Origin of the sequence: Rhodoferax sp. UBA5149 (genome assembly GCF_002413825.1) — a bacterium.
Lineage (GTDB): Bacteria > Pseudomonadota > Gammaproteobacteria > Burkholderiales > Burkholderiaceae_C > Rhodoferax.
In genome coordinates, this window is record NZ_DHXT01000083.1 from 7113 (window position 1) to 19758 (window position 12646).

Below are 12646 nucleotides of genomic sequence, written 5' to 3' on the forward strand. Positions count from 1 at the left end.
CGGCTCCAAAGCCGCAATCTTGACAACAGCCACTGACGCGAGGGGAAATAAACCCAGCCAATCAGCAACAGAGACAAGCTGATGGCCGCACCCGGATCAAAATGGAGCCAGGCCACCAACACCAGATCCGTCAGCACCACCACCACACCCCCCAGATACCAGAGGCATAGAGGCACCCACCAGCGTTCCAGCTCAAACAATGAACTGCGCCCGACCGACAGAATCATGCTGACATAGAGCAAAGGCAAGGAAAGCCAACGATAAGCCGTGCTGATGATCTGCACGTCATAAACAACCGAGACAGCGAACGCCACCGCCACGACGCTGACACTCAGAAAAACGGAGGCGCCCAGCCAACGCGCTGCAGCCCGTTGCACCGGGTCGGCCCGGCTGGCGATTCCCTGCCAGACGCTGAGCGCGAGGACGAGGCACAAGGCCAGCAAAAAGGGGAGCTTGTACCGCAGCGTCTGGCTGTCAGGCCATTGAGCGGCATTGAGCACCAGCAACACCAGAAAGAAAGCGCCACTCAGCTGAGTCCAACGGCGCGCATGCCGCACCGGCGTGGGGTAATGCGCCATCATCATGAGAAAAGCCCAGGCCGCCCCCAGCGAGGTGCAGCGTACGAAAACCTGGCCCCATTCCAGCATCCAGGGTGCCACCAGCCACAACCGGCCGGTCATCAATGACACTTCGCACAGACCGGCAAACAACGAGATGCTGGCCAGGCCAAGAAAACGTGCGCCCGCACTGTTCCAGCGAAAAATGCCGACACCCACGCCTACGACAAAGGGCACCACGGCGCACAGCAGGGGGACCCAGAACAGCCAGCCGAGTTCGTCCCACTGTCGCCCATGCACCGCGATCTGTAGCCAGCGTCCATCGGCGAGCTGCAACGCCACCGGCTGGTTCGCGCGCAAGGCCTCGCTCAAAACCGCCCACAGCGCACGCTGCAAATCAAAGAATTGCTGCAACTCCTCCTGGCGCGGCAACATGGAGGGCGCCTCCACCGCCACCAGACTGGCGAGATTGAGCTGCGGCGCCATGGTAGCCGTATCACGCGACGCTGATCGGATAGCAATGACCCGGTGCGTCGCCTGGGTTCGCTGCGAGACTTTGAGTGGCTGCGTCGGACTGAAGGCCAGCACACCCTGGCCCTGTGGATCTGGCGCAAAACGCCAACCTACGCTGGGCTCTTGCAGGGCAACGAACACCGTCACGAGCACCGCGAACACCATGACCGCCAAAGCCAATGCAAACAAGACGCCGGCGCGTGCAGGCGTCCCGCCCAGCGGAGTGGATCGGGATGGCATCACGGCGAGAAGCGACAAGGAACCATAGACCGTGGATAGTAGCGGATCACCCAAAGAGGGACGGACTCCCGCCACGCAATCCTGCTACTCTCCCCGCATGAACACGTCCAAACCTTCCTGGCTCAATAGCGCCGTGGCACGCATCGAAGCACGACGGAGCTGAACGCGCCGAGCCACCCGCCATGCCACCCAAGCTCTCACGACGACACCTGCTGGCCGCCGGACTGGCCGCGCCGCTGTGGTCCTTGCCAGCGGGGGCACGGGCGCAAGTGCCGGCTCGGACTGCGCGCGTGTTGCAGTTTCCACGCGACTTGGGCAGTCACCCGGACTTCGCGATTGAGTGGTGGTACCTCACCGGGAATCTGCGCTCGGGCTTGCCATCGGGTTCCCTTTTGGGCGAGCGCGAGTTCGGCTTTCAACTCACGTTTTTTCGCTCGCGCGTGCAGGCCACCCAAGGCATGACGTCGGCATTTGCCGCCAAGCAGCTGATCTTTGCGCACGCCGCCGTGACCGACGTAACAGACAAAAAACTATGGCACGACCAGCGCATCTCACGGGCCGGTTTTGAAGTGGCCCAAACCAGCGAACTGGACACCGCCATCACCCTGCGCGACTGGTCGCTGATGCGCGACGACAAACAGTACCGGGCCGTGGCCGCGGGCAGCGGATTTCGATTCGAACTGGCGTTGACTGAAACCCAGCCGCTGCTGCTGCAAGGGGATCGGGGCCTGTCGCGCAAGGGGCCTGACGTAAAGCAGGCAAGTTATTACTACAGCCTGCCACAGCTGCAAGCCAAAGGCTCGCTGGCTTTGGCCGGTCGGCAGCTGCCCGTGCAAGGCAGCGCCTGGCTCGACCACGAATGGAGTCAGGCGCTGCTGCAGCACGACACCGTGGGCTGGGACTGGATCGGCATGAATTTGTTTGACGGCAGCGCCCTCACCGCGTTTCGCCTGCGGGACCAGGCCGGCCATGCGCTGTGGGACGGTGGCTCGTTTCGCCATCCCACCATGGGGGCAACGCCGCATGTGTTCAGCCACGGCGAGGTGCTGTTCCAGCCGGTACGCAGCTGGACCAGCCCGTTGACGCGGGCCAGCTACCCGGTGGAATGGGTGGTACGAACGCCAGCGGACTTTTATACCGTCAAAGCCGTCATCGACAACCAGGAACTCGACAGCCGCAACTCAACCGGCGCGGTTTACTGGGAGGGCTTGAGCGAGCTGTTTGACAGCAATGGCAAACGGGTTGGGCGCGGCTACCTGGAGATGACCGGCTACGCCAGCCCGCTGCGGCTGTAGCGGCAGGTGTTCACTGGCGTGACGGGGTTTCAAACGACGCGATGATATTTTCACGCAGCCAACGATTGGCCTGGTCGTTCTCGGCACTGGCATGCCAATATAGAAAAATATCGCGCGCGGCCATGTCTATCGGGAACGGGATCAACTGATTGGCCAGTGGCTCATTGGTGGAACGGGCATAGCGCTCCGGCATCGTCAGCAACAGGTTGGAGCTGCTGACCACCTTGCAGGCGGTCCAGTAGTGCTGACAGCGCAGCTTGATCCGGCGCTGAAAACCCAACCGGGATAGTTCCATATCCTCCATACCCGGTCCGATTTTTCTGGAACTGGCCAGGACATGCTCTTGCGCAAGATAACATTCCAGGCTGATACTGCCCTGGACGATGGGATGGTCTTTTCTGGCCACAACCAGCATCTTCCCGGCCGCCAGACGCTGGTTGCGAATGTTGTGCGTGAGCGGCAGCAAGACGTCAACGACAGCCGCCAGTGTTCCCGTTGTCAAATTGGTCTGGAAATCGGAGCGGTTGTGATGCTCGGACGATATTTTTACCTGCGGTGCGGCATCACCGATCCGAAGCATCAGCTCCGGAATGGCGGCCGACTCAACGATGGGACGCATCCCGATTTTGAATTCCCGCTGGGATGTCAAGGGATCAAAGTCTGATAGCTGACTCAATGAGCCTTCTATTTCGCCGATGGCCCGCCGCACAGGACCAATCAGCTCACGTGCGACGGGCGTGGGCGACATGATGTGACCCTGACGCACAAAGAGCGGATCGCCCACCAGAACGCGCAGTCGACCCAGCGCATGGCTGACCGCCGGTTGTGTCAGCTGGAGTGCTTCGCTGGCCCGTGTAATGCCGCCCTCTGTATAGATGGCATCAAAGACGACGAACAGATTCAAATCAATGCGACTGATGTTTTTCATGGGGTCGGTGCAGGGCCTGTCAGTCAAAAATTGGCGCACTGCGCGCCGTTTCTTCAGGCCCCGGTGACGGCCGTTTCGCTTCCAAACAAGACGACACGGTTGCGGCCTTCGGTCTTGGCTCGGTACAGGGCCTGGTCGGCGCAGCAGATCAGTTCATCCGGCGACGTGCCATGGTCAGGGTAGATGGCGATGCCGATGGACAAGGTGGCCTGCAGGCGGAACTCCTCGAACGGGACGATCATCGCGGCGGCGGCGACGCGCCATTGCTCGGCCCGCACCAGCGCCACGTCCTGCGTCACATTGGGCAGCAGCAGCAGAAATTCCTCGCCCCCAAAACGGCAGGTCACGTCAGCGACACGGGCCTGTTCATTGAGCATCGTGGCCAGCTTTTTCAGGAATTCGTCGCCCGCCAGATGACCATAGCTGTCATTGACCCGCTTGAAATGATCAATGTCGATCATCATCAGGCTTAAGCGTTGCCCCTCGCGCTCGCAACGCGCCAGTTCGCGCACCAGTGTGACGTCGAGGTAGCGGCGGTTGTACAGGCCGGTCAGCGGGTCGCGGTTGGCTTGTTCGCTCAGTTGCGCTTGCAGGGCACGGTTTTCGTCGAGCTGTTGCTGCAGCGCCTGTTCGTTCAGGCGCAATTGCGTGCGCGCGTCGCGCAGCTTTTGATTGCGGCCGTAGGCAAGTTCGCCAATGAGCAGCAGATAAGCCGACAGGCCAATCACGCACAGCAAGGTGACTGGCCATCCGGTGGCGGGTGCCACATGCCAGCCAAAGAGGGCGACTGACATCAGCGCGCCGCTGAAGAAAGCCAGCATGGCCCACAGGAAGCCTGGGGTGCCCCGGCTGATGGTGTTGTTGAGTGAGCTGCCGATGAACAAAGTGAAGCCAATCCACAGAGGGAATTGCAGCGCGGCGACCCATAGGCCGATCAACAGGGAATCGACGACCAGGTTGTTCAGCTCGGCCTGCAGAGACACGGGGGCGCGCTGCGCGCGCCAATACATCAGATGGGGGTAGATGAGAAACTGCAATATGAGCAGGCCCCAGACGATCGGGCTGTAGTCCTTGCCCCACAAATGGGCACCGATGAAGACAAAGGACACGCCGAAGGAGACCGTGCGCACCCGGTAATCCATCCGCACGATCCAATGGGAGCGTCTCGTGGTCCCCATCATCGGTCTGGAAGTTGCCATTATCTTAGTTGCCTCTGACCGCCTACTCTATCAGAACGTCAATGGCCGGGCGTGCCGCGTCGGCGTCCGGGTGGCACTGGCGACGCTGACATCAGCTCAGGCATCAGCGGCGACCGGTACGCGGAATCAAAGCGGTCAGTTCTTCAGCCTTCATGGCTTTGGCAAACAGCCAGCCTTGGTAAACCTCGCAGCCGTATTGGCGCAAAAAATCCAGCTGCACTTCGGTTTCCACACCCTCGGCCACCAGTGTCATGCCCAGGCTGTGGGCCAAGGCAATGATGGCACGGGAAATGGTGGCGTCACCCGCATCGTCGGGAATGCCGTCCATGAAGCTCTTGTCAATTTTGAGCTTGCTCACCGGCAGGGCCTTGAGATAGGCTAGTGACGAATAGCCGGTGCCAAAGTCATCGAGTGACACGCGACATCCCAGTGCCACCAGGGCATGGAGTTGTTCGCGCGCCTGCTCGGGCTGCGTCATGGCCACCGACTCGGTGATTTCAATGTCCAGCCACTCGGCCTGCACGCCACTGCGCGCCAATGCTGCGCGCACCTTCTCGGGCAGATCGCGCTGGCGAAATTGTTGCGCCGAAACATTGATCGCCACCCGCAAGGGCGTGCCGGCCTCAGCCCAGGCGGCAATTTGCTCGCACGCGGTTTCCAGCACCCAGTCCGACAAGGGCAAAATCAGGCCCGTGGCCTCGGCGACCGGAATGAAGCGGGCCGGCGATACATCGCCCAGTACCTCGTCGTGCCAGCGCAGCAAGGCCTCCGCCCCTACGATCTCGCCACTTTGCACGCCCACTTGCGGCTGATAATGCAACTGCAACATCCCTTGGGCTAGCGCTTCCTTCAACCGGGTATGCAGTTGCATGTCTTCGTGCACACGGCGGTCCATCTCCATGGAGTAGCAGGCATAGGTGCCGCGCCCGGCTTGCTTGGCCTGGTACATGGCCATGTCGGCGTAACGCAGCAAGGTGTCACTGTCCTGGGCGTCGTCCGGGTAGAAAACCAGACCCAGACTGCCACTTGAGTACACATCCTCATCTTGCAGGCGGTAGGAGGCCTGCAGCGATGCCAGGAGCTTGGTGGCCACACTGACCGCTTCATCCACATCCGCCAGATCGGCGAGCAGAATGGCGAACTCGTCACCGCCCAGGCGCGCCAGCAAGTCGTTTTCGCGCAAGACGCCGCGAATACGGGCGCCGACTTGCACCAGCAAGGCATCCCCCGTGGCGTGTCCAAAACTGTCGTTCACGGTTTTGAAATAGTCCAGATCAAGAAGCAGCACCGCCACGCGCAGATCGGAGCGCCCGGCACGCGCCAATGCCTGGCCAAGTTGCAAGCGAAACAGCCAGCGATTGGGCAGGCCGGTGAGTTCATCGTGGGTGGCTTGGTAGCGCAGCGACTCTTCAAACTTCTTGCGCTCGCTCAGGTCGCGGACGTAGGCAATGGCGTGGCGCGCTCCCTCGTCTTCCCAGTGACCCAAAGAGATGTCCACCGGCAGCAGCTGGCCATCGCGACGCAGTAGTTTCAAATCCATCAAACCCATGGCACGGGGATGCGGCGTCATGAAATAGCCCCGCATCGACTGCGCGTGGCGAGCGCGCAAGTGTTCGGGCAAAAATAGGTCAACGTTTTGGCCTACCAACTCATTCTCTGGGTAGCCGGTGAGGACTTCCATGGCGGGATTGGCCATCAAAATGCGCCCGGTGTTGTCAACCCACAAAACGCCATCGGGCGCCGCATTCAGCGTTACTTTCTCGCGCAGATGTTGCGCCGTCATGCGTTCCAGGGGCCGGCGCAGGGCCTCGTTGAAGGTGGCATGGAACAAAAACAGATAGGCCGCCACCTTGTAAATATGTCCGAGGACATTGGCCGCGTCTTTGTCGATCACACCCAGCATGGTGACAAACAACTCCGAGACCGCCGACAAGGCCACCGCAAAAGCAAGCGCCATGACACATTCATATACCAATTTTTCGCGGCGACGCCATAGCATCCCGAGGGTCATCAGATCGATGGTGATGATCGTCCATTCAAGACCGATCTTCAAGGGCGTCAGGCCCTCCCCTGGGACGAACAAGGCAGGCACGCGGTCTGGCCAAAGCAGCCCGACAAACCCAAGTACGCCGACCGCCGCCAACATCAGAGCCACGGCAAGACGCTTCTTCAGCTCCGTGACCTCCGGCCCGCTCGGCAGGGATACGTAGACCAGCAATGCGCTTGCTGCCAGCATGCGCGCGGCCAGCCAAAAGAAAATGGATTTATGGGGACTGTTGACGGTCATGGCATCCGGCATGCCTGCATAGCCCATGGTGTGCAGAAAATCGAGCAGTCCCACGCCCAAGAATGCGATCCCGAGCAGTACAACGGCGCCTTTGCGTGCCGACAAAATAGCGCGGTAGCCGGTGACAAATATCAGCATCGCCACCACCACGGCGAATATTTCCATGAAGGTGTGCCAAAACAGGAACGTCATTGGCTCAATCGCGACCTGCCAGCCGGGGTGTGAAACCCACCACAACAACGGCACGGCCAGCGCCAGCAGGGTCCAGCCAGCGGTGATTTGAAAGCGGTGCGTGTGGTTGTTGGTCATTCTTGCTAAACCGAGAACACCTTCACCGCGTCCATCAAACGGTGAGCCTGGTCGCTCATGCTGTTGGCCGCGGCACTGCTTTCTTCCACCATGGAAGCGTTTTGCTGAGTCATCTCGTCGAGCTGGGCAACTGCCTGACCAACCTGTGCGATCCCAATGGCCTGTTCCTTGGAGGCGGCGGTAATCTCGGTAATCAAATCATAAACTCTTCTGACCTGACTGACCACTTCGGTCATGGTCTGGCCGGCGTCCGCTACCAGTGTGGAACCACTTTCGACTTTTTCCACGGAGTCATCGATCAGGCCCTTGATTTCCTTGGCCGCCGCCGCCGAGCGCCCCGCCAGACTACGCACCTCGCTGGCCACCACGGCAAAACCGCGCCCCTGCTCGCCGGCCCGGGCCGCTTCCACCGCTGCATTGAGTGCCAAGATGTTGGTCTGGAAGGCAATCCCATCGATGACACTGATGATGTCGGCAATTTTTCGACTCGAATTCGAGATCAGCGCCATGGTGGACACCACATTGGCCACCGCTTCACCACCTTGGGTGGCCACTTGCGTCGCGGCATTGGCCAGTTGGCTGGCCTGTTGCGCCGAGTCGGCGTTCTGACGCACAGTCGCGGTCTGCTGCTCCATGGCAGCCGCCGTCTGCTCCAGACTCGAAGCAGTCTGTTCGGTCCGGCCCGACAAATCATTGTTGGCAGCAGCAATCTGCTGGCTGACCACCTGCACGCCAGAAACCTGCTCATACACGTCGGCCACCAGAGACTGTAAATTCAGACCGGACTGATTGATGGCACGTGCAATCAGGCCGATGTCATCACAACGGTTGAGGTTCAGGTCTTCGCCCGCTTCACCGCTTGCCACTTGCTGCGCCACGCCCAAAATAGCGGTCAATTGAGAAGTAACCTGCGTCTCGATGAACCAGTCCGCCAGCAGCAGGCTGCCCGCCAGAACGACCCCCATGGTTGCCAATGCAGCACCGCCAAGACCTGAGAAAGCCAAGGCCACGCCCGTGGCAGCACCCACCAGCAGCAGCGGCAGGCGCACCCGCCACGCCGTGGGCAACAGTTGCAGCGCACTGGCCCAGCGCATGACGCCGGTACGAACGATCAGGCCGCGATGAAACGCAAGCCCTGCCGCGCGGCCGTCCTTGAAACGACGGTACAGAGCTTCGGTCGCGTCCACTTCAACGCGAGACGGCTTGGTGCGCACCGACAGATAACCCGTCACCTGGCCGTTGCGCCGCATCGGTGCGGCGTTGGCGCGCACCCAGTAGTGGTCGCCATCCTTGCGGCGGTTCTTGACCAGTGCCCGCCAGGACTGGCCTTCTTTGAGGCTGCGCCACATATCCGCAAAGGCCTCGACCGGCATGTCCGGATGGCGCACCAGGTTGTGCGGCTGCCCCATCAACTCTTCGGTGGAATAGCCACTGGTGCGAATGAAGGCGGTGTTCGCATAAGAAATATGGCTTGCCGTATCGGTGGTGGAAAGCAGCGCCTCAGTTCCGGGGAACTGGTACTCGCGTTGCGTCACGGGGAGGTTGGTTCTCATGGGGGTAATCCTTGGGTCGATGCTTTGCTAAGGCGTAAAAATTGAACGTTTTCAGAAAAAATCCAGGGGGCCTCAGCCACCAAAACTGACCGGTATTGCTGACGGGTTTCTCTCCTGTGTTGCCTTTCTTAAACGTGGATCACCAAATTCAATGCGGCCTGTGTCCGCACCACGTCAAGCAGCTTTTCAAATTCGATGGATTTGTCAAAAAACCAGTCCGCCCCGGCCTCCAGGGACTTTTTACGATTGGAATTGTTCACATCATTGGTGAACATGGCGATCTGCATCTCGGGCGCCAGTTGCTTCAGGGTGCGGATGCTCTGAATGGCATTGCCATCGGGTAAATTGAGATCCAGAATGAGCAGCGTTGGCAACAGGTGCCGCACGCTTTCCAGCGTCTGGGCCAGCGTGTCGGCGGTGTGGATGACTTCGATGCCCTGGATATCTCTGAGCAACCTCAGCAGACAGGTACGGATCAGTTCTGAATCATCAACAATCAACAGCTTCATGATCATGGGTTGATCTGATCTTGCCCTAACCTAGCGATCTGCACTATCGGGCGATGCTGGTTTTTTCATCAGAAAAGGATGGGGATGCGTAGGGATCGCCCTACCCCTCACACAGCGAAACCGGGAGGCGTCAGCCCATGATGTCGTGTTGCATGGCGTAGCGCATCAGGTCGGCCATGCTCGTTAGGTTCATTTTTACCATCAACCGAACCTTGTGCGTGCTGACGGTTTTGTTGCTGATGGCAAGTTGTTTGGCGATTTCATTCACGCATTTCCCAGTAGTCAGCAAACGAAACACTTCCAGCTCCCGGTCGGACAGCCGGCTGTGCAGGGGGGCCAGCGCCGTCGATGTCACATCGAACACCATTTTTTCAGCCAGATCGGGATCTATGTATTTGCCATTGGCAGAGACCTTGCGGATGGCCGCCAGCAGAATATCCGGCTCACAATCCTTGGTGATGTAGCCGGACGCGCCGGCCTTGAGCATGCGCGCGGCCACTTGAGGCTCGTTGTGCATGCTGAGGACGAGAACGGGCAAATCGGCCCGGTGTGCCCTGATACGCGTGATCAAATCCGCCCCGCTGATGCCGGGCATGTTCAGGTCCAGCAACAACAAATCAAAAGGGGCGTGGCGTAGGCATTCCAGCACCTCGCTGCCATTAATGGCTTCACCCACCACTTCAAAATCGGGTACCAGTGCAAAAATCTGCTTCAAGCCGCCGCGAACAATGGCATGATCATCGGCAATGACCAGTTGGATCACGAGTTTTCCTTTGCAGTATCAAAGTCGATCGGAATCGACAGGCCAATCACGGTCCCCTGCCCAAGGACGCTAATAATATCCACATGGCCGCCCAAGGCAAGCGCCCGTTCGCGCATGCCAAGCAAGCCAAAAGACTTCCTCTTGGCGGCTGCGGCCAGATCAAAGCCGAGCCCATTGTCCCGCACCTCCAACCCCAACTCATGGCCACGAAGACCGAGGGTAATCTCAACCTGGCTTGCTTGGGCGTAACGCGTGACGTTGGTAAGCGACTCCTGAACGATGCGAAATATCACCACAGCCCGTGTTTCATCCAGATCGATGTTTTCGCCCCCCGCCTCAAACACGCACGCAATGGCGGTTTGCCTGGTGAATTCTTTGCACAACCACTCGATGGCAGGAACCAGCCCCATGTCCAGCGCTGTCGGCCGCAGATTCACGGCAACATTGCGCACCCCCAGAATGGCACGGTCCACCAGCCCCTTCATGTCCTGCACTTTGTCGATCACGGCCGGGTCAAGCGAACCGAAACGCATGCCCAACAGCGATATATCCATGCGCAACGCCGTCAGAACCTGGCCTAGTTCGTCATGCACTTCCTGTGCGATGTGCTTTCTCTCGCCTTCACGCTTCGCTTCGTTTTGCGCCGCCAGTTCGCGCAAGCGCTGACGTGATTCGCTAAGGTCGCGGTTCAGGTTGAGCATCGCACTCTCTGCATTCTTGATTTCCGTAATGTCGTAGTGCGTCCCGATGTAATTGACAACGGCACCATCGCCACCCACCACCGCCGAAATCGTGAGCCATTGTGGATAAACTTGGCCGTTCTTGCGCCGGTCCCAGATTTCTCCCTGCCATGTGCCCGTGCGATGGATGGTTTTCCACATCTCGCGGTAAAAATCTGCGTCGTGGCGGCCTGATTTGAGCAACCTCGGTGTTTGGCCCACAGCCTCGTCGGCGGTATAGCCGGTGTTCCTGGTGAAAGCCTTGTTGACCTGCAAAATCACACTTTTTGCATCGGTGATCATCATGCTTTCTTGCAATTCGAAGGCGGTCGCGGCGATGCGAAGGTCGGCTTCGGCCCGCTTGCGATCGGTGATGTCCAGAAGGGTGGAATGAAACCGATTCCCTTTTGAAGTCCTCAGCATCACGATCGTAACGAACACGCGGCGCAACTCACCGTTTTTTTGACGATATTGCGATTCGAACTGAACCCGTTCATTGGCGAAGAGACGCTGCTGTATCGATTGGGCCGTCTCGCTGTTGAGGCCGATATTGAAATCCCAGACGCGCAAGCGACACAACTCCTCGCGGCTATAGCCGATGACATCGCTCGCTTCCCGGTTGCATTGCAGAACGCGCAGGCTGCCCGGCTCGACGAGCATTTGCCCCACGGGGACACCTTCGAACAGCGTACGAAAGCGAGCTTCGCTCTCGCGAAACTGTTCGACGTGGTGCCGCATCTTGTGGGTCAGGAAGCAGACAATAACCCCAGAAGAACTGAAGATCACGGCCGACAGCAACGAGTCATGTGACAGCTTGAAAACCCAAAATGGCGAGATGAAAATGTAAGGCCCGGCAACCGCGCCCAGCGCCACAGTGAGCAAGCATGGGCCGGTACCTAAAAGCAGGGCAGAAAGTGCCACTGCCGGATAGAAGGTGAGAAAGGCAAGCCCCATTTCCACGGGCAGCAAGGCAAATCGGGCCGCCAGAGCGATGCCGAAGAAGGCCAGCGCCAAGAAGTAGGATGTCCAAGGTGCCACTGGCACTCGGCCACCCCCTAGAATGCTGGCGAGGATTTCGACCTTATCCGGCGCCCGGTCATTCGACATCACGCCGTTTTCCTTGGTGAAACCGCATACCTTCCCGCAAGCCGCATTTTCTAAACAAGGGCACAGAGGGCCGCGATGAGGGTGAAATTCGCCAGAAGCAGGCCGAAGAACCAAGCCGACTTGATGCGGATGCTGGGGCAAATTTGAGGCATTGTGAGAATGGGGGTCGGATTACAAAGATAAATAGCCTGCTGGCCTGTCTGTCCATTTGACTGCAATTTCATGCGCGCAATAGGTAATAGGCAATGGTAGCAAAGGTAGCTCGTCTGCTAATGTGAGGCAAGACAGGCCTGTTGAACCATGCATGAAATGAATAGTTCTATTGAAAACAAAGCATTTGTCAGACTGCCGTTGCCCCGTTAACCTCTTACTCTCATCTACCCATGTGCTTCCGTCAGTGATCAGAGGGTGACTCTCTTCACAATGGAGCGCGACAGCAAGGAAAAACCATGCAACTCGATTTTTCACCCAAAGTGCAGGAACTGCATGGACGCGTCAAAAACTTCCTGGAAGAAAACGTCTTCCCGAATTACGAACGCCGCGAGAAGGAAATTGCTGCCAATGCCAAAGACGGCAATGCCTACCGAACCTACCCCGTTCTTGAAGAACTCAAGGCCAAAGCAAAAGCTGAAGGCTTGTGGAACCTGTTTCTGCCCGAGTCCGGGCA

10 protein-coding genes and 1 pseudogene are annotated in these 12646 nt (G+C 59.0%); 2 read left to right on the forward strand and 9 right to left on the reverse strand.

Annotated elements, in window-relative coordinates; translation table 11 throughout:
• Nucleotides 1-1385, reverse strand: a 1385-nt coding sequence (locus B3V69_RS06955) for a hypothetical protein (RefSeq protein WP_296445064.1), incomplete at its 3' end; no start/stop codon positions are given.
• 107 nt (nucleotides 1386-1492) lie between these two features.
• Here B3V69_RS06955 and B3V69_RS06960 point away from each other — a divergent pair.
• Entirely contained in the window at nucleotides 1493-2605 is a 1113-nt protein-coding gene (locus tag B3V69_RS06960) for a carotenoid 1,2-hydratase (protein ID WP_296445066.1), read from the forward strand.
• Nucleotides 2606-2615: 10 nt separating this feature from the next.
• Here B3V69_RS06960 and B3V69_RS06965 read toward each other — a convergent pair whose 3' ends face one another.
• The 8 genes from B3V69_RS06965 to B3V69_RS07000 form a co-directional block, all read right to left on the reverse strand.
• On the reverse strand, nucleotides 2616-3533 hold the full coding sequence (locus B3V69_RS06965) for a LysR family transcriptional regulator (RefSeq protein ID WP_296445068.1): 918 nt from the start codon (nucleotides 3531-3533) through the stop codon (nucleotides 2616-2618).
• A gap of 53 nt (nucleotides 3534-3586) precedes the next feature.
• Nucleotides 3587-4675 (reverse strand): sensor domain-containing diguanylate cyclase, encoded by a 1089-nt coding sequence (locus B3V69_RS06970; protein ID WP_296445070.1) that lies wholly within the window; start codon nucleotides 4673-4675, stop codon nucleotides 3587-3589.
• 160 nt (nucleotides 4676-4835) lie between these two features.
• The gene (locus B3V69_RS06975; RefSeq protein ID WP_296445072.1) at nucleotides 4836-7328 is read right to left on the reverse strand and encodes a putative bifunctional diguanylate cyclase/phosphodiesterase; all 2493 of its coding nucleotides are present in this window, start codon (nucleotides 7326-7328) and stop codon (nucleotides 4836-4838) included.
• Nucleotides 7329-7333: 5 nt separating this feature from the next.
• Entirely contained in the window at nucleotides 7334-8881 is a 1548-nt protein-coding gene (locus B3V69_RS06980; protein ID WP_296445074.1) for a methyl-accepting chemotaxis protein, read from the reverse strand.
• Between the two features lie 128 nt (nucleotides 8882-9009).
• Nucleotides 9010-9396 (reverse strand): response regulator, encoded by a 387-nt coding sequence (locus tag B3V69_RS06985; RefSeq protein WP_296445075.1) that lies wholly within the window; start codon nucleotides 9394-9396, stop codon nucleotides 9010-9012.
• A 124-nt stretch (nucleotides 9397-9520) separates the two neighbouring features.
• Nucleotides 9521-10153, reverse strand: coding sequence for a response regulator (locus tag B3V69_RS06990; RefSeq protein WP_296445077.1), 633 nt, complete (start codon nucleotides 10151-10153; stop codon nucleotides 9521-9523).
• The gene (locus B3V69_RS06995) at nucleotides 10150-11979 is read right to left on the reverse strand and encodes a PAS domain S-box protein (RefSeq protein WP_296445081.1); all 1830 of its coding nucleotides are present in this window, start codon (nucleotides 11977-11979) and stop codon (nucleotides 10150-10152) included. The genes B3V69_RS06990 and B3V69_RS06995 overlap by 4 nt, the downstream gene beginning before the upstream one ends.
• Before the next feature lie 50 nt (nucleotides 11980-12029).
• A complete protein-coding gene (locus B3V69_RS07000; protein WP_296445079.1) occupies nucleotides 12030-12203 on the reverse strand; it encodes a hypothetical protein in 174 nt (57 codons plus the stop codon).
• Between the two features lie 225 nt (nucleotides 12204-12428).
• Here B3V69_RS07000 and B3V69_RS07005 point away from each other — a divergent pair.
• Nucleotides 12429-12646 (forward strand): annotated as a pseudogene (locus B3V69_RS07005) (acyl-CoA dehydrogenase); the annotation flags it as partial.